19 protein-coding genes and 1 pseudogene are annotated in these 19,080 nt (G+C 62.8%); 14 read left to right on the forward strand and 6 right to left on the reverse strand.

From position 1 onward, the window contains the following. The first annotated feature begins 52 nt into the window (after nucleotides 1-52). The 5 genes from flgB to ROSMUC_RS11015 are packed head-to-tail and all read left to right on the forward strand — an operon-like array spanning nucleotide 53 to nucleotide 3,628. Nucleotides 53-439 (forward strand): flagellar basal body rod protein FlgB, encoded by a 387-nt coding sequence (flgB, locus tag ROSMUC_RS10995; protein WP_037272899.1) that lies wholly within the window; start codon nucleotides 53-55, stop codon nucleotides 437-439. Nucleotides 440-442: 3 nt separating this feature from the next. After that, a complete protein-coding gene (gene flgC / locus ROSMUC_RS11000) occupies nucleotides 443-859 on the forward strand; it encodes a flagellar basal body rod protein FlgC (RefSeq protein WP_037272901.1) in 417 nt (138 codons plus the stop codon). Nucleotides 860-870: 11 nt separating this feature from the next. Continuing rightward, nucleotides 871-1,548 carry a flagellar hook assembly protein FlgD gene (locus ROSMUC_RS11005; protein WP_052115316.1) on the forward strand — a complete coding sequence of 226 codons (678 nt, stop codon included), beginning with the start codon at nucleotides 871-873 and terminating at the stop codon, nucleotides 1,546-1,548. Nucleotides 1,549-1,595: 47 nt separating this feature from the next. After that, nucleotides 1,596-2,852: a flagellar hook protein FlgE gene (locus ROSMUC_RS11010; protein ID WP_037272903.1), complete on the forward strand. Its 1,257-nt coding sequence runs from the start codon at nucleotides 1,596-1,598 to the stop codon at nucleotides 2,850-2,852. 14 nt (nucleotides 2,853-2,866) lie between these two features. Next, nucleotides 2,867-3,628 carry a flagellar basal body rod protein FlgF gene (locus ROSMUC_RS11015; protein WP_037272904.1) on the forward strand — a complete coding sequence of 254 codons (762 nt, stop codon included), beginning with the start codon at nucleotides 2,867-2,869 and terminating at the stop codon, nucleotides 3,626-3,628. A 27-nt stretch (nucleotides 3,629-3,655) separates the two neighbouring features. Here the strand turns inward: ROSMUC_RS11015 and ROSMUC_RS11020 are convergent, their stop codons facing one another. Beyond that, nucleotides 3,656-4,849: a BaiN/RdsA family NAD(P)/FAD-dependent oxidoreductase gene (locus ROSMUC_RS11020; RefSeq protein WP_037272907.1), complete on the reverse strand. Its 1,194-nt coding sequence runs from the start codon at nucleotides 4,847-4,849 to the stop codon at nucleotides 3,656-3,658. A gap of 126 nt (nucleotides 4,850-4,975) precedes the next feature. Here ROSMUC_RS11020 and ROSMUC_RS11025 point away from each other — a divergent pair, with 126 nt between their 5' ends. From ROSMUC_RS11025 to ftsZ, 9 genes are all read left to right on the forward strand, one after another. After that, nucleotides 4,976-6,139, forward strand: coding sequence for a peptidoglycan glycosyltransferase FtsW (locus tag ROSMUC_RS11025; protein ID WP_037272909.1), 1,164 nt, complete (start codon nucleotides 4,976-4,978; stop codon nucleotides 6,137-6,139). Continuing rightward, nucleotides 6,136-7,242: a UDP-N-acetylglucosamine--N-acetylmuramyl-(pentapeptide) pyrophosphoryl-undecaprenol N-acetylglucosamine transferase gene (locus ROSMUC_RS11030; RefSeq protein ID WP_037272911.1), complete on the forward strand. Its 1,107-nt coding sequence runs from the start codon at nucleotides 6,136-6,138 to the stop codon at nucleotides 7,240-7,242. Before ROSMUC_RS11025 ends, ROSMUC_RS11030 begins: the two co-directional genes overlap by 4 nt. Then, the gene (gene murC, locus ROSMUC_RS11035; RefSeq protein WP_037272913.1) at nucleotides 7,239-8,642 is read left to right on the forward strand and encodes a UDP-N-acetylmuramate--L-alanine ligase; all 1,404 of its coding nucleotides are present in this window, start codon (nucleotides 7,239-7,241) and stop codon (nucleotides 8,640-8,642) included. The genes ROSMUC_RS11030 and murC overlap by 4 nt, the downstream gene beginning before the upstream one ends. Next, nucleotides 8,639-8,884, forward strand: a complete 246-nt coding sequence (locus tag ROSMUC_RS11040; protein ID WP_037272915.1) for a DUF2484 family protein — start codon at nucleotides 8,639-8,641, stop codon at nucleotides 8,882-8,884. The genes murC and ROSMUC_RS11040 overlap by 4 nt, the downstream gene beginning before the upstream one ends. Before the next feature lie 50 nt (nucleotides 8,885-8,934). Continuing rightward, nucleotides 8,935-9,888, forward strand: a complete 954-nt coding sequence (murB, locus tag ROSMUC_RS11045) for a UDP-N-acetylmuramate dehydrogenase (protein ID WP_037272917.1) — start codon at nucleotides 8,935-8,937, stop codon at nucleotides 9,886-9,888. A 43-nt stretch (nucleotides 9,889-9,931) separates the two neighbouring features. Then, nucleotides 9,932-10,855: a D-alanine--D-alanine ligase gene (locus ROSMUC_RS11050; protein ID WP_206018445.1), complete on the forward strand. Its 924-nt coding sequence runs from the start codon at nucleotides 9,932-9,934 to the stop codon at nucleotides 10,853-10,855. After that, nucleotides 10,843-11,712: a cell division protein FtsQ/DivIB gene (locus ROSMUC_RS11055; RefSeq protein WP_037272919.1), complete on the forward strand. Its 870-nt coding sequence runs from the start codon at nucleotides 10,843-10,845 to the stop codon at nucleotides 11,710-11,712. The genes ROSMUC_RS11050 and ROSMUC_RS11055 overlap by 13 nt, the downstream gene beginning before the upstream one ends. 3 nt (nucleotides 11,713-11,715) lie before the next feature. Next, entirely contained in the window at nucleotides 11,716-13,050 is a 1,335-nt protein-coding gene (gene ftsA / locus ROSMUC_RS11060; RefSeq protein ID WP_037272922.1) for a cell division protein FtsA, read from the forward strand. Between the two features lie 173 nt (nucleotides 13,051-13,223). Continuing rightward, the gene (gene ftsZ / locus ROSMUC_RS11065; RefSeq protein ID WP_037272925.1) at nucleotides 13,224-14,828 is read left to right on the forward strand and encodes a cell division protein FtsZ; all 1,605 of its coding nucleotides are present in this window, start codon (nucleotides 13,224-13,226) and stop codon (nucleotides 14,826-14,828) included. Between the two features lie 74 nt (nucleotides 14,829-14,902). On the opposite strand, the gene ROSMUC_RS11070 is transcribed toward ftsZ, so the two are convergent. The 5 genes and pseudogenes from ROSMUC_RS11070 to ROSMUC_RS11090 form a co-directional block, all read right to left on the reverse strand. After that, nucleotides 14,903-15,892: an NAD(P)H-quinone oxidoreductase gene (locus ROSMUC_RS11070; protein ID WP_037272927.1), complete on the reverse strand. Its 990-nt coding sequence runs from the start codon at nucleotides 15,890-15,892 to the stop codon at nucleotides 14,903-14,905. Then, nucleotides 15,889-16,788, reverse strand: coding sequence for a succinate--CoA ligase subunit alpha (sucD, locus tag ROSMUC_RS11075; protein WP_037272929.1), 900 nt, complete (start codon nucleotides 16,786-16,788; stop codon nucleotides 15,889-15,891). Before sucD ends, ROSMUC_RS11070 begins: the two co-directional genes overlap by 4 nt. Beyond that, the gene (locus ROSMUC_RS11080; RefSeq protein ID WP_037272931.1) at nucleotides 16,788-17,963 is read right to left on the reverse strand and encodes a succinate--CoA ligase subunit beta; all 1,176 of its coding nucleotides are present in this window, start codon (nucleotides 17,961-17,963) and stop codon (nucleotides 16,788-16,790) included. The genes sucD and ROSMUC_RS11080 overlap by 1 nt, the downstream gene beginning before the upstream one ends. Nucleotides 17,964-18,105: 142 nt before the next feature. Next, on the reverse strand, nucleotides 18,106-18,861 hold the full coding sequence (locus ROSMUC_RS11085; RefSeq protein ID WP_037272933.1) for an alpha/beta hydrolase family protein: 756 nt from the start codon (nucleotides 18,859-18,861) through the stop codon (nucleotides 18,106-18,108). Nucleotides 18,862-18,916: 55 nt separating this feature from the next. After that, nucleotides 18,917-19,080, reverse strand: a pseudogene (locus tag ROSMUC_RS11090) (succinate--CoA ligase subunit alpha); the annotation flags it as partial.

The raw sequence follows: 19,080 nt of genomic DNA on the forward strand, positions 1-19,080 counted from the left end.
CCTGCAAGGACCGGACCAACTGCGCTGAAGCCCCCCGAAAGGACCCCGCGCCATGACAGATGCGTTTCGCGATCACCTAAGCCTCTTGGCCTCGGCGCTTACCTTGCGCGAGCAGCGTGGCGCGATGCTGGCGTCGAACATCGCGAATGCGGCGACACCGGGGTTCAAGGCGCGCGACATGGATTTCGAAACGGTCCTGAATGCTGAAACTGGTGGCGGTGCCCTCGCCACCAGCAACGGCCGCCATTTCGCGACCGGCGGTCCAAACGGTGGGCACGCGGGATACCGCGTGCCGGTCAATCCTTCGCTCGATGGCAATACGGTCGAACTGGCCGTGGAGCAGATGGAATTCGCGGAAAACAGCCTGCGTTACCAAACCAGTCTCACGCTGCTCAACCGGCGGATTTCTGGATTGAGCACGGCGATCAAGGGAGAATAAGCCATGATGATCAAGAATATCTTTGATGTCGCCAGCTCCGCCATGTCGGCGCAGATGGTGCGCTTGAATACGGTAGCTTCCAATATGGCCAATGCGCAGGCGGTGAGCACCACTAAGGAAGAGGCCTATCGCCCGCTGCGTCCGGTGTTCGAGACGATCTATGCTGATCAGACTGGCCAGTCGGGCTTGTCGACCACGCATGTCACCGATGTGGTGCAGCTCGATCGCGAGCCCGTGCGCGCCTACCGCCCCGACCATCCGATGGCCGATGAAGAGGGCTTCGTCTACGAGGCGGTCGTCAATACCGACGAAGAAATGGTCGAGATGGTCGAGGCCAGCCGGCAATATCAGAATGTTTTGGAAACCGTCTCGACCCTGCGCACGCTGATGGCGCGCACGGTCATGATGGGCCAGGGTTAAGGAGCGCCATAATGCCCGACGTCAATACAGCAACCGGTGCAAGCGCCACGTTCACTGCCGCCGCCGCTGCCAATTCTGCGCCTACACGGACAGGCAACGGCGATCTTGGACAGCAGGACTTTTTGGCGCTGATGACCGCGCAGTTACAGAACCAAGACCCGTTCGCACCAATGGAAAATGGTGAGTTCCTCGCACAGATGGCGCAGTTTTCGACCGTTGCGGGCCTGGACCGGGTAAACACCACCCTAAGCGATATCGGCAGTCAGATCGGGGGAAATCGGATCGCAACCGCCTCATCGCTCTTGGGGCAGCAGGTGCTGGTGCCGGGTTCGCTGGCGCGGCCCGATGCCTCTGGTGGGGTGCATGGCGTCGCCGACCTGCCAGAGGCGGCCAGTGCCGTCACCGTGACTTACTCCGATGCCGAAACGGGCGCAGAACTCCATCGGCAAGACATGGGTGCACAGCCTGCCGGGCTGATGGGCTTTGACTGGGACGGCCTGCCGCCCCAAATCGTCTCGTCACGCGGTGCGGTGCGGGTGGCGATCGAAGTGGATGGTGACACCACTGCCGAGCCTTTTGTCTATGCGCGAGTGGTCGGGGTCCAGATGCCCGAGAGCGGGCAGGACATGACCCTCAGGGTCGAAGATTACGGGCTGCGCAGCAGTCTTGAGATCACCGATATTCGCTGAACCCAACATCGCAACACCCCCTTCAACGATCAAACAGGACCAAATCCATGAGCTTTCACACTGCACTTTCCGGGCTGAATGCCGCGCAGACCGACATTTCCGTTACCTCGAACAACATCGCCAACGTGGGCACCCTCGGATTTCATGGCAGCCGCGCGGAGTTCGCGGACATTTACACCACCAGTCCCTATAGCCGCCCCGCATCGCAAATCGGGTCGGGTACCGAGGTCAGCCGCATAGGTGTGGATTTCAAACAAGGGTCCCTGACGGCGACTGGCAATGTGCTGGATCTGTCCTTGCAGGGGCCGGGGTTTTTTCAAGTGCGCACCGGGCCCGACGCGGGGGCCGATGCCGGCTACACTCGCGCCGGGGCCTTTGGCATGAACCGCGAGGGATTTGTGACCAATGCCGCCGGGCATTTCCTGACGGTTTTTCCAACCTCTGAGAATGGCGACACGCTGTCCACGACACAGACCCAACGCTTGCAAATCCCGCAACAATTCGGCACGCCGCAGCCGACGTCATCGGTCGATCTATCGTTCAACCTGTCGCTGTCGGATAACGGCGGGCTGGGGTCGCAAGCGGCCATTCCCGCCGCGGCCTTTGATCCGGCCGATCCCACGACCTATGCTGCGACAACGCAAATTCCTGTGCTGGATGGTGCGGGGCGTGCGGTGCCCGCACAGGCCTATTTCGTCATGTCGGATGCGCCTGATGCATTGGACGGTGGGCTTGCCTACTCGGTTCAACTGGTCGTGGACGGCGTGACCGCTGCCGCCGATCCGTCGGCCACATTGTCCTTTGACGCGGGAGGCGCGCAGACCGGTGGCCTTGAAGCGATGAACTTTGCCCTTGGGGATCAGACGCTCTCGCTTTCTCTCGGCGGTTCGCGCGTTTCGGATGACTCGTTCGGCGCGATTGCCGTTTCACAGAATGGCACTCGGCAGCTTGATCTGTCGTCGGTCGATGTGCGTCAGGATGGGACCGTTTGGGCCAGCTATGGCGCTGAGACTTCGATCGCCGTGGGTCAAGTTGCAGTCGCAAATTTCTCTGACATCCAAGGGCTAGGCAGCATCGGAAGCGCAACCTACCGCGCGTCGCGCGAGTCTGGTGAGGCCCGTTTGGGGGTGCCTGGGTCGAGCGGTTTCGGGGCTGTGCGGTCCGGCGCGGTCGAGCGCTCGAATGTCGATCTGACTGAGCAACTGGTCAACTTGATCATGGCGCAGCGGAACTATCAGGCCTCAGCCAAGGCACTCGAGACCAATGGCACCTTGGCCGACACGGTTCTGAACATCCGTAGCTAAGTTGGGGCGCCACCATGGACCGCATGATCTATACCGCGCTCAACGCATTGGGCGTCAATCGCGACAGTCAGGTGGCGCAGGCGCAGAACCTCGCCAACCAGACCGTCCCGGGCTATCGCCGCGACCTGCCCAACGAAGGCGGGGTGCGGTTTCTAGAAATGATGGAGGGCCTGACCACGCGGGCCTTTCAGATCGAGACAGGTCCCGCCGGGTTTTCACAGGAAACAGGCAGGCTCACACGCACGGACGAGGAGCTCGATGTCGCGATCGCCGATCAGGGGTTTTTCTATGTAAAGCCTGACTCCGGCGATCCGGCCCTCAGTCGCCGTGGCGACCTGCGGCGCGATATAGACGGCACGCTGCGTAACGGCGCTGGCGATGCCATGCTGGGGCCAGGCATGGCCCCAATTCAGGTGCCCGCCTATCGCAATATCCGGATTACCGACATCGGTGAAATCTATATCCAGCCGCTTGATGATCCCGAGGGCGAGCCGGTTCTGGCGGGCGTCTTGGCCACTGTGGTGCCACCTGCGGAGATGGCGCTGACCAAGGGCGAGGACGGCCAGATCAGGACCGTCGAGGGCCCCCTGCCGCCACCCGATCAGCGCGCGGAGGTGTTGCAGGGCACATTGGAGAGCAGCAACGTCAACCCGGTCGAGGAATTGCTGTCCACCATGCAGATGCAACGCAATTTCGAACTGGGCATGCGCATGGTCCTGACCGCGCGTGAACTGGATGAAGGTGGCGCGCGCATGATGCAGGCACCAGAGGGGTAAGGCTGGCACTTGTCCGGTGATGGCAGTTCAGCCTTTCGCAGTTTCTGCAATCGCCGTGCCTGCGGCCCATCCCGACGACCAGGCCCATTGGAAATTGTAGCCGCCAAGCCACCCGGTCACATCCACCGCCTCGCCGATCGCGTAGAGGCCGGTCAGGTGGGTTGATTGCATGGTTTTGGACGAAAGCCCTTCGGTGTCGATCCCGCCCAAGGTGACTTCGGCGGTGCGATAGCCTTCGGTGCCAGTTGGTTTCATCTGCCAGCCCCTCAGGGCGCTGATGATTTCGGCCAAACGCGCGTCGGAATGATCGGCAAGATTGCCGGCAAAGCCCAGGCCGTGGGCCAGATACGCCACGAGTTTGGCGGGCAGGTGATGGCCAAGCTCGGTCGTCACATTGCGGCGGCCGGCAGTCTGACGCTGCTGGCGGAGCGCGTCGAACAGAACGGCGGTGGGGTCCAAGTCAAGGGTGATCGACTGACCCTCGCGCCAATAGGACGAGATTTGCAGGATCGCGGGGCCCGACAGGCCGCGATGCGTAAAAAGCGCCGCTTCGTCAAAGCTGACCCCCGCGCAACTGGCCCGCACCGGCAGGGCGGTGCCGGACAGGGCAGCAAAGGGCGTATCAGAAAAGGTGAGCGGCACAAGCGCGGGCCGTGTCTCGGTTATCTGGTGGCCGAATTGCCGTGCGATGTCATAGGCGATGCCGGTGGCGCCCATCTTGGGGATGGATTTTCCGCCGGTGGCGAGCACGAGGTTGCGGGCCGTGACGGTCACACGGCGCCCTTCGCGGTCGAGGGTGGCGCGAAAATGGTTTCCATCATGGGAAATGTCTGTGATCTGTGTCGAGAGCCAGAGGTCCGCCCCCGCCTGGCGCAGTTCCTTGACCAGCAGGGTCACGATCTGGGTGGCCTTGTCGTCACAAAACAGCTGTCCGAGGGTTTTCTCATGCCAAGCCACGCCGTGACGTGCGATGAGATCGAGAAAATCCCACTGGGTATAGCGTGAGAGCGCCGATTTGCAGAAATGCGGGTTGCCCGAAATGAAGTTTGCCGGTGTCGTGCCAAGGTTGGTAAAGTTGCACCGCCCACCGCCTGAGATGCGGATTTTCTCGCCGGGTGCGCGCGCGTGGTCAATGACCAGTGTGCCCGGCCCGGCATGGGCCGCGCACATCATGCCGGCGGCCCCGGCCCCAAGGATGAGCGTGTTGCAGTCGTGGCGCATGAGCTTGGCTCTGACGCGAAAAGCCGCCGATTGGCAAGGGGATAGTGCTGGTATTAAGGTCAAAACAACGCTAGAATATGTGTCAGACCCCGAAAAGGGGCGCAAGATGCATGAGGCGGCAGGCAGATGACAGAAATGGTCTATGGGGCTGTGCCCCTGCGGGACGCAGAGCCCGTCCTTCCCAAATGGTGGCGCACGATCGACAAATGGACGCTGACTTGCGTTCTGATCCTGTTCAGCATCGGCATGTTGCTGGGGCTTGCGGCCTCGCCGCCGCTTGCCGAAAAGAACGGGCTGGGCGCGTTTCATTACGTGCAACGGCAGGCACTATTCGGGGGCATGGCCCTGGCTGTGATGGTGCTGGTGTCGATGATGCGCCCAGAGATGGTACGACGCATGGCGGTTCTGGGATTTCTCGCCGCCTTTGCCGCGCTGATTGCCCTGCCGTTTCTGGGGACAGACTTTGGCAAGGGGGCGGTGCGGTGGTACAGTCTCGGATTTGCGTCGGTTCAGCCGTCAGAGTTTCTCAAGCCCGTGTTCGTGGTTGTGGCCGCTTGGATGATGGCTGCGAGCCAGCAGGTGAACGGACCGCCGGGGCTGAGCTGGTCGTTTCTTTTGACGATCGTCATCCTCGCCTTTCTGGCGATGCAGCCCGATTTCGGACAGGCGGCGCTCGTGCTGTTCGGTTGGGGTGTGATGTACTTTGTCGCTGGCGCGCCGGTGACGCTTCTCTTGGGTATGGCGGGGGGAGTGGTGCTTGTTGGCAGTTTCGCCTATGCCAATTCCGAGCATTTCGCGCGTCGGATCGACGGTTTCCTTAGTCCCGAGGTGGACCCGACCACGCAGCTTGGTTTTGCCACCAATGCGATCCGAGAAGGTGGGTTCTTTGGTGTGGGTGTGGGCGAAGGGCAGGTCAAATGGAGCCTGCCGGACGCGCATACGGATTTCATCATCGCAGTCGCCGCTGAGGAATATGGGCTAGTGCTGGTGCTTTGCATCATCGCTCTCTACGGCAGTATCGTGGTGCGTTCTCTCCTGCGCTTGATGCGTGAGCGGGACCCTTTCATTCGTCTCGCGGGCACGGGCCTTGTGGTCATGTTCGGGGCGCAGGCAATGATCAACATGGGCGTCGCTGTGCGCCTTTTGCCCGCCAAGGGCATGACCCTGCCCTTTGTCAGCTATGGCGGTTCGTCGGTGGTGGCAGGCGGGATTGCTTTGGGCATGCTCTTGGCCTTTACCCGAACGCGACCGCAGGGGCAGATCGGGGATATCCTGCGGGGGCGTTCATGACCGCGCAACAGCCATTGTTGATCATTGCGGCGGGCGGAACTGGCGGGCATATGTTTCCCGCGCAGGCATTGGCCGAGGTGATGCTGCGTCGTGGCTGGCGAGTGCGGCTGAGCACGGATGCACGTGGCGCGCGTTACGTAGGGGGCTTTCCCCATTCGGTTGAAATCGAGCAAGTGGCAAGCGCCACTTTCGCGCGCGGCGGATTGCTCAACAAGCTGCTCGCCCCGTTCCACATTGCAGGCGGCGTTCTGGGCGCAAGCCTGCGGATGATGCGGGACAAGCCGGATGTGGTGGTGGGCTTTGGCGGCTATCCGAGCATTCCGGCGCTGACAGCGGCTTGGCTTCTCCGGCGTCCGCGTATGGTGCATGAGCAAAATGGCGTGCTGGGGCGGGTCAACAAGGTTTTTGCGCGTCGGGTCGATGTGGTTGCCTGCGGCACCTGGCCGACGACCCTGCCCGAAGGCACTCAGGCCGAGCACGTGGGCAATCCGGTGCGTGCGGCGGTGCTGGAGCGGGCAGGTGCGGGTTATATCGCGCCGGGCGATTATCCGATGTCGGTGCTGGTGATTGGCGGCTCTCAGGGGGCGCGTATCCTCAGCGATGTGGTGCCTGCCGCCATTGCCGCGTTGCCGGCGGCAATTCTGCGCAATGTCCGGGTCAGCCATCAGGCCCGCGAGGAGGATATCAACCGCGTGGCGCGGTTCTATGCCGAAGCGGGGATTGACGCCGATGTGCAGCCCTTCTTTCGCGATGTCCCGCGCCGTATGACCGAGGCGCAGCTTGTCATAAGCCGCGCGGGTGCGTCGAGCATCGCCGATGTCTCTATCATCGGGCGGCCTGCGATCCTCATTCCGTATGCTGCTGCTGCGGGCGACCATCAGGCCGCCAATGCCCGTGGGCTGGCCGCCGCGGGCGGGGCGATCGTGATCCCCGAGAGCAGATTGACCGAGACCGTGCTGACCGAACAGATTGGTGCGGTGTTGGCCGATCCGACCGGCGCGTTGATGATGGCGCAGGCCGCGCTGAGCTGTGGCATGCCTGACGCCCCCCAAAATCTGGCCGATATGGTCGAAGACCTTGCGCAAAAAGGGCAAAAGCAATGAACGCAGCCACCAAGCTTCCGACGGATATCGGTCCCATCCACTTTGTCGGGATCGGGGGCATCGGGATGTCGGGGATTGCCGAGGTGTTGATCAACCATGGCTACCGGGTGCAGGGTTCTGATCTCAAATCCACGCCTATTACCGAGCGTTTGGCGGGCATCGGGGCGACAGTTTTCGAGGGGCAGCGCGCCGAGAACCTCGCTGGTGCGGAGGTGATCGTGATCTCGTCTGCGATCAAGCCCGGTAATCCGGAATTGGACGAGGCGCGCAAGCGCGGTCTGCCCGTCGTGCGCCGGGCCGAGATGTTGGCCGAGTTGATGCGCCTCAAGTCCAACATCGCTGTGGCGGGCACTCATGGCAAGACCACGACCACGACGCTTGTGGCCGAGCTTTTGGTCAAGGGGGGGATTGACCCCACGGTTGTCAACGGCGGCATCATTCACGCCTACGGCAGCAATGCGCGGATGGGGCAGGGCGAGTGGATGGTGGTCGAGGCCGACGAGAGCGATGGCACTTTCAACCGTCTGCCCGCGACCATCGCCATCGTCACCAATATCGACCCCGAGCATATGGAGCATTGGGGAAATATTGAGCGTCTGCGGCAGGGGTTTTACGACTTTGTCAGCAATATTCCTTTTTACGGGCTGGCGGTCTGCTGCACGGACCACCCCGAGGTTCAGGCCCTTGTGGGGCGCATTACTGACCGCCGAGTTGTGACCTACGGATTCAACGCGCAGGCCGATGTGCGGGCGGTCAATTTGCACTACGAAAAAGGTGTCGCGCATTTCGACGTGGCGCTTCAGGCCGAGGGGCGGGTGATCGAAGGCTGCACTCTGCCGATGCCCGGCGACCACAATGTCAGCAACGCGCTCAGCGCGGTGGCGGTGGCGCGGCATCTTGGCATGAAAGCCGATGAAATTCGTGCTGCTCTGGCCAGTTTCGGTGGCGTCAACCGGCGCTTTACCCGCGTGGGCGAAGTGAATGGCGTAACCATCATTGACGATTACGGCCATCACCCGGTCGAGATTGCGGCCGTGCTGCGCGCCGCGCGGCAGGCCACGACGGGGCGGGTGATCGCGGTGCATCAACCTCATCGCTATAGCCGATTGTCCAACCTTTTTGACGATTTTTGCGGCTGCTTCAACGAGGCCGACGTGGTGGCCATCGCAGAGGTTTATGCAGCGGGCGAAGCCCCCATTCCGGGGGCAAGTCGCGATGATCTGGTGGCTGGGCTCATTCGTCACGGTCACCGCCACGCCCGTGCGATCCGCGACGAAGAGGATCTGGAACGCCTGGTGCGGGAACAGGCCGGGCCGGGGGATATGGTGGTCTGCCTCGGGGCCGGCACCATCAGCGCTTGGGCCAACGGGCTGCCGGCGCGCCTTGGCGTGGCAGCATGACGGTGTCCTTGGTTCTGGCGTGCCTTTGGGCCCTCGCCGCCAATCTGCTTGCCATGATGCCCAGTCGTAATCATCACTGGCGGCGCGCCTATCTGCTCATGGCGCTTGGTGTGCCGATCCTCGGCTTTGTCACATGGCAGAACGGGCCGTGGATCGGTCTAATGGTCATGGCTGCCGGGATGAGTGTGCTGCGGTGGCCTGTGATCTATCTCGGGCGGTGGATGCGACGGAAAGTTGGGTAGGGGATGCGCAAGGCTTTACCTTGCGTGCGTCAGAAGGCAAAAGCGCCGTCATGAACAACATGCCACAGACCAGAGGCGCGATGACGCCTGACCGACCCTTGGCCGATCTGACCTGGCTGCGCGTGGGCGGCCCGGCGGACTGGCTGTTTCAGCCGGCGGACCTCGAGGATCTCACGGGCTTTCTGGCCGGGCTTGATCCCGCTGTGCCTGTGTTTCCCATGGGCGTTGGCAGCAATCTGATCGTGCGCGACGGTGGCCTCCATGCGGTGGTGATCCGGCTGGGGCGCGGGTTCAACACCATTCGCGTGGACGGGCCGCGCGTGATCGCCGGTGCGGCCGCGCTTGACGCCCATGTGGCGCGACGGGCGGCAGAGGCGGGGGTGGATCTTACGTTCCTTCGCACCATTCCGGGCAGCATCGGGGGCGCGGTGCGGATGAATGCGGGCTGCTACGGTTCGTATGTGGCGGATCATCTGGTAGAGGCCAAGGCCGTGACAAGGCGCGGCGAGGTGGTGACGCTTGCACCTGATGCGCTGCAATTCGCCTATCGGCACAGCATGCTGCCCGAGGGCTGGGTGATTGTCGAGGCGACTTTCGAGGGGGCTCTGGCGAACCCGGCGGAGTTGGAGCGCAAGATGGCCGACCAGATTGCCAAGCGCGATGCTACACAGCCCACCAAAGAACGCAGCGCCGGCAGCACATTTCGCAATCCGGCGGGGTTTTCCTCGACCGGGCAGGCAGATGATGTGCATGATCTCAAGGCGTGGAAGGTCATCGACGAAGCGGGTTTGCGCGGCGCACGGCGCGGCGGCGCGCAGATGAGCGAGATGCACCCCAATTTCCTGATCAACACGGGCGGGGCGTCTGCCGCCGATCTCGAAGGTCTGGGCGAAGAGGTGCGAAAAAAGGTTTTTCAAATGCGTGGAATAGAGTTACAGTGGGAAATCATGAGGGTCGGCGAACCGGCTCCGGGCACAAGCCCACAGGCAGACTGGCGAAAATAATACGACAACAGGGTCGGAAAACCGGCTCGAGACATTGAGGCACATGGTGGTTGGTTCGAGCAGAACAACCCCGAAAGTGGCGGTGATCATGGGCGGCCCCTCGGCGGAGAGGGACGTGTCGCTCTCTTCAGGGCGTGAGTGCGCCGTCGCGTTGCGGGAAGCAGGGTTCGAGGTGGTCGAGGTGGATGCCGCGGCTGATCTCTGCGCACGTTTACAAGAGATAAAGCCGGACGTGGTATTCAATGCCCTGCATGGGCGTTGGGGCGAGGATGGGTGCGTGCAGGGGATGCTGGAGTGGATGCACCTGCCCTATACCCATTCAGGGGTGTTGTCCTCGGCGCTTGCCATGGACAAGGAACGCACCAAGGCGGCCTATCGCGCGGCGGGCCTGCCGGTGGTCGAAAGCATTCTGGCGCCCCGCGACGAGGTGCGCATGCGGCATGTGATGCCGCCGCCCTATGTGGTCAAGCCATACAACGAAGGGTCGTCCGTGGGGGTCTATCTGGTAGAGGCCGGAGCAAACAGGCCGCCGGCCCTCTCGGAGGACATGCCCGAGGTGGTGATGGTCGAAGCCTATGCCCCGGGGCGCGAGCTCACCACGACGGTGATCGGCGACCGGGCGCTTACGGTGACGGATATCGTGACCGAGGGCTGGTATGACTACGATGCCAAATACAAGCCCGGCGGCTCGCGTCACGTCGTGCCCGCCGATATTCCCCAGGAGATATTCGATGCCTGCCTTGACTATGCGCTGCGCGCGCATGTGGTTCTGGGGTGTCGCGGGGTCAGTCGCACCGATTTCCGATGGGATGCGGCGCGCGGCCTAGAGGGGTTGATCCTTCTGGAAACCAACACTCAGCCGGGGATGACGCCCACGTCGCTGGTTCCGGAACAGGCGCAGGCGCTTGGTATTTCCTTTCCGGAGCTTTGCCGCTGGATGGTGGAGGATGCGTCATGCAACCGGTGATCCCGCGTACGGACCCTGCGCCGTCGCGCATGTCCTACCGCCTGCAGCGCCTGATGTTGACGCCGCTCTATCGGCGGCTGATCCGTTTTGGTCTGCCGATGCTGGTCGTGACAGCGGCTATTGGCGGCTATCTGAGCAGTGAGGCGCGCCGCACGGCCCTGGTTGAACAGGTCGCCGAAATCCGCCACCAGATCGAAACTCGGCCCGAGTTCATGGTCAACCTTCTGTCTGTCGAAGGGGCGAGTACCAGCGTGCAAGAGGATATCCGCGAGATTTTCCCCTATGACCTGCCAGCCAGCTCCTTTGATCTGGTGCTCGACGATATTCGCGTGATGATCGAGGAACTGCCCGCAGTGGCGCGCGCCGAAGTACGTATCCGTCAGGGCGGTGTTCTGGTGGCCGAAATCACCGAACGCGTGCCGGTCGCGCTCTGGAAAACGCGCGATGCGCTCAACGTGATCGACATCGAGGGTCAGGTGATCGGGGTGGTCAAGGCCCGCGCTGACCGCGCCGACCTGCCCGTCGTGGCGGGCGATGGCGCGCCGGAGCAGGTGGCCGAGGCAATCGAGATCCTGCGGGCGGCGACACCCTTGGGGATGGACCTGCGCGGTCTTGTGCGGATGGGCGAGCGGCGATGGGATCTGGTGCTTGCGGATGGCAAGCGCATACTTTTGCCCGAAAACGGCGCGGTGCGCGCGCTTGAACGGGTGATCGTGCTGCACGGGGCACAGGATATGCTGGGCCGTGATCTGGCCTCGGTCGACATGCGCATTGCTGCGCGCCCGACAATTCGACTGAACGAGAATGCCATGGAAGACTGGTGGACGATAACACAAATGAGTTTGGGGACGAACTGAACCATGATCGAGCTCTACGAATCCCAACGGGCGATGCGCCACATGCGCAAGGCGGCGATGCAGCGCGGGGTGGTCGCGGTGCTGGACGTCGGCACCTCCAAGATTGCCTGTCTGGTGCTGCGCTTTGACGGCACCGAGCGGCTGCATGAGGCCGAAGGCATTGGCCGGATGGCCGGGCAGGCCGGGTTCCGGGTGATCGGGGCGGCTACGACGCGTTCGCGCGGGGTACGTTTTGGCGAAATCGACGCTATGGCCGAAACCGAGCGCGCCATTCGCACCGCGGTTCAGGCGGCGCAAAAGATGGCCAATATCCGGGTTGATCATGTCATCGCCTGTTTTTCTGGCGCAGGGCCGCGCAGCTATGGGCTTGCGGGGCAGGTCGAATTGGAAGGCCATACCGTCAGCGAGCAGGACATCAGCCGGGTGCTGAGTGCCTGTGATGTGCCCGATGTCGGCGAGGGTCGAGAGGTGCTGCATGCACAGCCGGTAAATTTTGCCTTGGATCACCGCAGTGGCCTGATAGATCCGCGCGGCCAGATGGGGCAGGTGCTGGCGACCGACATGCATATGCTGACAGTCGATGGCGCGGCGATCCAGAACCTCGCCTATTGCGTCAAACGCTGTGATCTGGAACTCGCGGGGGTGGCCAGCTCTGCCTATGTGTCAGGCATCGCGGCCCTGGTCGAGGACGAGCAGGAACTGGGTGCCGCCTGTATCGATCTGGGTGGCGGCACCTCGGGCGTATCGATCTTTATCAAAAAGCACATGATCTATGCCGACTCTGTGCGCATGGGCGGCGATCACGTGACCAATGACATCTCGATGGGGCTGCAGGTGCCACAGGCGACCGCGGAGCGGATCAAGACATTCTACGGTGGGGTTGTCGCAACGGGCATGGACGACCGCGAAATGATCGAGATTGGCGGCGATACCGGCGATTATGAGCATGACCGCCGCCGCGTGAGCCGGGCCGAGTTGATCGGCATCATGCGTCCGAGGGTCGAGGAAATTCTCGAAGAGGTGCGCGCGCGGCTGGATGCTGCCGGGTTCGATCATCTGCCCAGCCAACAGATCGTGTTGACCGGCGGCGGCAGCCAGATCCCCGGACTTGACGGGCTGGCGAGCAAGATTTTGGGACAGCAGGTGCGGCTAGGACGCCCGCTGCGTGTGCATGGCCTGCCGCAGGCGGCAACCGGGGCCGGGTTCGCCAGTGCCGTGGGCATGTGCCTCTTTGCAGCCAACCCGCAGGACGAATGGTGGGATTTCGAGATTCCCGTTGATCGCTATCCGGCGCGGTCACTCAAGCGGGCGATGAAATGGTTTCGGGACAACTGGTGATCGCAAGATATGGCGTCATCGGCGAAATCCCGCGAAAAAGAGCAGAAATAAGGCCATATTTAGTGGTCAAAACGTGTTTTTTAGGTGACGATTGGGCCAACCATCGGTAAGAATGGGCGCAATCAGGCGGAAAACAGCCCGCGAATGTGGGCATCAGGACAGGCGGACAAGCTATGACACTCAACCTCACTATGCCCGGACATGACGAGCTGAAGCCCCGTATCACCGTTTTCGGTGTGGGTGGGGCAGGTGGCAACGCGGTGAACAACATGATCGAGAAGCGTCTCGATGGTGTGGATTTCGTGGTGGCAAACACAGATGCGCAGGCGCTCAGCCAGAGCAACTCGGAAAGCCGTATCCAGCTGGGTGTCAAAGTGACGGAGGGTCTGGGTGCAGGGGCGCGGGCGTCTGTTGGGGCCGCCGCCGCCGAAGAGAGCATCGAGCAGATCGTTGATCATCTTGCAGGCGCGCACATGTGCTTTATCACCGCCGGCATGGGCGGCGGCACCGGGACAGGTGCAGCCCCGATCATCGCGCAGGCTGCGCGGGAATTGGGCGTACTGACGGTTGGTGTTGTCACCAAGCCGTTCCAGTTCGAGGGCGCCAAGCGGATGCGCCAGGCTGAAGAAGGCGTTGAGGCGCTGCAAAAGATGGTCGACACGCTGATCATCATCCCCAACCAGAACCTGTTCCGTCTGGCGAATGAGAAGACGACCTTCACCGAGGCGTTCAGCATGGCCGACGACGTGCTCTATCAGGGCGTCAAGGGTGTCACGGACCTGATGGTGCGTCCTGGCCTCATCAACCTCGATTTCGCTGACGTGCGTGCGGTGATGGACGAGATGGGCAAGGCCATGATGGGCACCGGCGAGGATAGCGGTGAAGATCGCGCGATCCAGGCCGCCGAAAAGGCCATTGCCAACCCGCTGCTCGATGAAATCAGCCTGCGGGGGGCCAAGGGTGTGCTCATCAACATCACGGGCGGGCATGACCTCACGCTGTTCGAGTTGGACGAAGCCGCCAACCGTATCCGCGAGGAAGTGGACCCGGATGCCAATATCATCGTGGGCTCGACCCTCGATCCGTCAATGGAAGGCTCGATCCGCGTCAGCGTTGTGGCCACGGGCATCGACGTAAGCCAGGTGGCCGCCGATCTGCCGGTGCCGCGCCGGTCCATGGCACAGCCGCTCAAGCAGCAGGTGAGCGCCGAGGCAGCCCCGGTGGCCAAGCCGGAGCCCGCACCGGTCGCCGCCCGTGTGGCCGAGCCGGAACCGTCGCTCTTTGCGGCGATGGAAACGCAGCGTGCCGCCGCCGAAGATCAGATGGAGGACATCTTCGAAGAGGAAGTCGCCGAAGACGATCTGCCGCCGCCCGCCTATCAGCCCCGCGTAGAAGAATTCGCGCGCAACACTTATGACGACGAAGAGGAACTGGACGCCTATGTCGCGCCGCGCGCCCCGGCCCCCGGCACCCCGTCGCCTGAGGCACTCCAGCGGTTGCAGGCGGCCGTGGGTCGCGCCCCGGTGCAGCCGCAACAACGCCGCCCCGAACCCGAGGCGCGCGTCGCAGAAGAGCGCCCGCGATTTGGCATCAACTCGCTGATCAACCGCATGACCGGCCATTCCGCCGAGACCGAGCGCGCCGCGCAACCTGCAGCACGCCCCTCGCGGCAACAGCCGACCATGGGCAGCGCACAGCCGCAGCAAGCCCCGGCGCGCGCCCATGACGAGGACGAGCAGATCGAGATCCCGGCATTCCTGCGGCGTCAGGCCAACTGAGAGCCATTTTGAACCCAATGAAAAAGCCGCCTTTGAGGCGGCTTTTTTGTTATTTCTCGCGGCGGTGTCCTTGCTCACATCCGCAGCAGGATCTTGCCGTGGTGTTCGCCCTTTTCCATCAACCGATGCGCCTCTGCCGCCTCTGACATCGGCAGGACGCGGTGCGTCACGGGGCGCAGTTTGCCGGCGGCAAAGAGAGGCCAGACCGTTTCGCGCAGGGCTTCGGCCACTTGCGTCTTGAAGCCTTCGGGGCGCGAGCGCAGGGTAGAGCCTGTATAGCTCAGACGTTTGAGCATCACGGGCATGAGATCAATCTCGACCTTGGACCCCATGTTGAAGGCAAGCTGGATGATCCGCGCATCATGGCGCGCGGCCTTGATGTTGCGCGCGACGTAATCACCGCCGATGATGTCGAGGATGATGTCCGCTCCGCCCGCCTCTCGCGTGAGGGCCACAAAATCCTCGGAGCGAAAGTTGATGGCGCGGTCTGCGCCCAATGCCGTCACAAACTCTGCCGCCGCGTCATCGCCCACTGTGGTCAAGACGGTGAGGCCCATGGCCTTGCCCAGTTGGATGGCCGTCGACCCGATGCCGCCCGCGCCGCCGTGGACAAGGAAAACCCCGGCCTCGGGCAGGCTATGCCCCAGGAACACATTGCTCCACACTGTGAAGAAGGTCTCGGGCAGACCTGCCGCCTCAATCTCGTCCACGCCCTCAGGGATAGGCAGGCAATGGCTCGCATCTACGGCTACAAATTCAGCATATCCGCCGCCATTGGTCAGCGCACAGATGCGGTCGCCGGGGTGCCATTGGCTGACATCCGCGCCACAGGATATCACCTCGCCGGACACCTCAAGGCCGAGGAGGTCCGAGGCACCTTTGGGCGGAGGATAATGCCCGCGTCGCTGCACAAGGTCCGGGCCGTTCACACCGGCGGCGGTGACGCGGATGAGGACCTCGTTGGCACCACATTCGGGCAGGGGGCGGGTGCCCGGGATCAGCACTTCGGGGCCACCAGGGGCACTCATTTCGATCACGCGCATGGTGTCGGGCAGGGCGCTCATCGTGCGGCCGCCTTTTGCGGGGCTTTGGCAGTGGCGCGCGCTACGGCAGCAACGACATCATCTGCATGAACTGCAATTTCGACCCCGGCCGCACGCAGCCGGGCGATCTTGTCCTCCGCCGTGCCCCCGCCGAGAACCGAAAGCGTGCCCGCATGCCCCATGCGCCGCCCGCGTGGCGCGTGACGACCGACCACAAGGGCCACGACCGGCTTGCCGTAATCGACGGATTCGAGATAAGCGGCGGCCTCTTCCTCGCCGCGCCCGCCGATCTCGCCGATCAGAACGACCGCCTCGGTCTCGGGATCGTCGCGGAACGCCTTGAGGCAGTCGACAAAACCCACGCCATGCAGCGTGTCGCCGCCAATGCCGACGGTGGTCGACTGCCCGAGCCCCGCCTTGCTGCATTGCGCCAGGATTTCCGAGGTGAGCGAGGCCGACCGCGAGGCGATGCCGATATGACCCGGCAAGGCATTCACTGTTGGCATGACCCCGATCTTGCACTGACCCGGTGTCAGGATCCCTTGGGAGTTCGGGCCAATGAGCACAGTGTCGGTGCCCGCGAGCGCCTGCTTGACGCGGCTCATGTCGTGTTGTGGGACGCGCTCTGTCACGCAGACGACCACGCCGATCCCAGCCTCGATCGCCTCGATCATTGCCGGTCCAGCTTGCGGGGCGGGCACGATTACGAGGCTGGCATTCGCCTGTGTGCTCTCAGCCGCCTCGCGCACCGTGTTAAAGAGCGGCAGGCCGAGATGCCGCGCACCGCCCTTGCCGGGACGTACGCCGCCGACGCAAGTGGTTCCGTACCGTATCGCCTCGTCGGTGTAGAAGGTGCCAGAGCGCCCGGTCATGCCCTGCACAATCAGCCGTGTTTCGGAATTGACAAAGATCGCCATCAGCGTGCCCTCCTCTGGCCTGCCAGCTCTACCACCCGCCCGACGGCTGCCGACAGCGTGTCGCAGCTCTCGACCGGAACTTTTCGTTCGCGCAGGATGCGGTGGCCCCAATCGGCATGCTTGCCAGAGATATAGGCAATCACCGGCAGCTTGCGCGTGGCCTTAGCATAGGCAAAGTTGACGCCCTCTGCCACCGTATCGGCAGAGGTCATGCCGCCGCCGTGAATTGTGAGCAGGATTGCCGACACGCGGTCATCGGCCAAGAGGATCTCGACCCCGCGCGCCACATCCATACTGCTGGCGGTGGTGCGGATGTCCATGAAATTGGCAGGCTTGCCGCCCGCGTCCATGATCATGTCATTGGTCGCAAGACCAAGTCCCGCGCCATTCGCGATGACACCGATATTGCCGTCGAGCCGTACGAGATTGATATTGTGTTTCTGGGCAGCGAGTTCATCGGCGGGGGCCGGGCGATCCGCTACCATTGAGGCGAATTCCGGGCGACGAAAGCTTGCGTTGGGATCAATCGCCACCTTGGCGTCCACCGCAATCCAGCGGCCATCGCTGGTCCGAGCAAACGGATTGATCTCGATCAGGGTCATGTCGTTTTCGGTAAAGGCGTGACGGGCGGCAAAGATTGCGTCGATGGCCGTGCTTTGCGCCTCGGTGATGCCGACGCCAGTCAGGAAGGACGCAATTTCTGCACGCGCTTCGGGGCTATCAGGGGAAAGGGGGCAGCTTTGGGCGGTGTCCTCGTCCATACGCGCACGCTGTTCGAATTCGACCCCGCCTGCACTCGAGGCGAGAAGCATCGGTTGCCCGGTCTCGGGAGCAAAGGCGATGGCGACAAAGCAGCTTTGCGCGATGTCGATGGCGGCCTCGACCTGAACAATGGTCACGGTCTCGCCCGCCGGTCCGGTCTGATCGGTCACTAGAGTCGAGCCAAGCAGGCGACGCGCCTCATCCGCCACCGCAGACGGGGTGGCCGCAAAGCGGATACCGCCCGCAAGGCCGCGCCCACCCGCGCCGATCTGCGCCTTGACCACGTATTTGCGCGCGTCGATTTCCTTGCAGAGGCGTTGCGCCTCGTCCGGGCTGCGCGCGGGGCGCCCATCAGGCGCAAGCACGCCATATTGCGCGAGCAATTCCTTGGACTGGTATTCGGCGAGAAACATGGGGTGCGCCTCCTCTGTGCTTATGGTTCTTGGTATACCAGACACCAATTCAAGTCAACGCTACCCATCGCCGTCTCGGGACGGGCGAGGGGTTCCTGCCTCTAGATCGCGTCACCCGCTTTGCATCAGGTTCCAGACAAAGTCATTTCGCAATTTCCTGCAAGGCTAATTGTCCGACCGTGCCTTGCAAACGGTCAAAGCCGTGGCTCGCGCCTTTGACCAAAACATATGCTGCGGGCACCCCCCGCGCCTTCGCCGCATCGACGAATGCCTCTGAGAATTCGGGCAATGTGTTGGTATCCTTATCGCCGACAACTGCAAGGATGCGCGTCCCGCGCGCGATAGACTGGACATGATCATGCGGCGAAATGCTGTTCTTCCACGCGCTTTTGCCACGCTTGGCCCGCCATGCGGGAATATTGCAGGGGCAGGATACGAGGATCACGCTGTCCAGGAGGCCCGGATACATCCCTGCGATCGCCCCAAGTTGCGCGGCACCGCCAGAATGGCCAATTCCGATCACCTTTGACGTTCCGATGCTCTTGGCGAGATTCTGAATCGTCTGGGCAACCAATGCGTTGTTCTGCCGGGTGTAATGATCGCTGCGCCCATTGTTTGAGCCCGGTGATTTCTGACCTTTTTCACCAGTGTATCCGGGCCTGACGAGTGCAAATACGCTTACATTCTTCCCTTGCTTGGCGATGTCGCGCGCCAAGTCATAATGGTATGTGGCTGGCCCACCCTTGCTGACATCACCGTGGACCACGACCACGAGGGCGCGGTTGCCCGCGCCGTACATCTGCCCGTTCAAAGGGCCGGGGGATTGGCCTGTCGCCATACTGGCGATGCCGATGAGAAATGTTACGGCAAGTGGCAACAATGAGAGCGGCAGCGACATGGTGAATTCCCTTCACGTTATCCAGACGCTCTCATTGTTACTCGGCTTGCGTGGATCAGCCAATCGCCTTGAGCACGGCTTCGCCGAGGCCAGCGGGGCTTTCTGCCACGGTGATGCCGGCGGATTTCATGGCTTCGATCTTGCTCTCGGCGTCGCCTTTGCCGCCCGCGACGATGGCGCCGGCGTGGCCCATGCGGCGGCCCGGCGGGGCGGTGCGCC

The sequence above is a fragment of the Roseovarius mucosus DSM 17069 genome, from assembly GCF_000768555.3.
In the GTDB taxonomy this organism is placed as follows: Bacteria; Pseudomonadota; Alphaproteobacteria; order Rhodobacterales; family Rhodobacteraceae; genus Roseovarius; species Roseovarius mucosus.

Bases quoted from the DNA above. Each gene is read 5' to 3' on its own strand.
- ROSMUC_RS11040 (WP_037272915.1), top strand. From the start codon at position 8,639: ATGACGGTGTCCTTGGTTCTGGCGTGCCTTTGGGCCCTCGCCGCCAAT.
- ROSMUC_RS11030 (WP_037272911.1), top strand. From the start codon at position 6,136: ATGACCGCGCAACAGCCATTGTTGATCATTGCGGCGGGCGGAACTGGC.
- ROSMUC_RS11080 (WP_037272931.1), bottom strand. From the start codon at position 17,963: ATGTTTCTCGCCGAATACCAGTCCAAGGAATTGCTCGCGCAATATGGC.
- ROSMUC_RS11055 (WP_037272919.1), top strand. From the start codon at position 10,843: ATGCAACCGGTGATCCCGCGTACGGACCCTGCGCCGTCGCGCATGTCC.
- ROSMUC_RS11010 (WP_037272903.1), top strand. From the start codon at position 1,596: ATGAGCTTTCACACTGCACTTTCCGGGCTGAATGCCGCGCAGACCGAC.
- flgC (WP_037272901.1), top strand. From the start codon at position 443: ATGATGATCAAGAATATCTTTGATGTCGCCAGCTCCGCCATGTCGGCG.
- ROSMUC_RS11005 (WP_052115316.1), top strand. From the start codon at position 871: ATGCCCGACGTCAATACAGCAACCGGTGCAAGCGCCACGTTCACTGCC.
- ROSMUC_RS11015 (WP_037272904.1), top strand. From the start codon at position 2,867: ATGGACCGCATGATCTATACCGCGCTCAACGCATTGGGCGTCAATCGC.
- sucD (WP_037272929.1), bottom strand. From the start codon at position 16,788: ATGGCGATCTTTGTCAATTCCGAAACACGGCTGATTGTGCAGGGCATG.
- ROSMUC_RS11050 (WP_206018445.1), top strand. From the start codon at position 9,932: ATGGTGGTTGGTTCGAGCAGAACAACCCCGAAAGTGGCGGTGATCATG.
- ROSMUC_RS11025 (WP_037272909.1), top strand. From the start codon at position 4,976: ATGACAGAAATGGTCTATGGGGCTGTGCCCCTGCGGGACGCAGAGCCC.
- ROSMUC_RS11020 (WP_037272907.1), bottom strand. From the start codon at position 4,849: ATGCGCCACGACTGCAACACGCTCATCCTTGGGGCCGGGGCCGCCGGC.
- ftsZ (WP_037272925.1), top strand. From the start codon at position 13,224: ATGACACTCAACCTCACTATGCCCGGACATGACGAGCTGAAGCCCCGT.
- ROSMUC_RS11070 (WP_037272927.1), bottom strand. From the start codon at position 15,892: ATGAGCGCCCTGCCCGACACCATGCGCGTGATCGAAATGAGTGCCCCT.
- murC (WP_037272913.1), top strand. From the start codon at position 7,239: ATGAACGCAGCCACCAAGCTTCCGACGGATATCGGTCCCATCCACTTT.
- flgB (WP_037272899.1), top strand. From the start codon at position 53: ATGACAGATGCGTTTCGCGATCACCTAAGCCTCTTGGCCTCGGCGCTT.
- murB (WP_037272917.1), top strand. From the start codon at position 8,935: ATGAACAACATGCCACAGACCAGAGGCGCGATGACGCCTGACCGACCC.
- ftsA (WP_037272922.1), top strand. From the start codon at position 11,716: ATGATCGAGCTCTACGAATCCCAACGGGCGATGCGCCACATGCGCAAG.
- ROSMUC_RS11085 (WP_037272933.1), bottom strand. From the start codon at position 18,861: ATGTCGCTGCCGCTCTCATTGTTGCCACTTGCCGTAACATTTCTCATC.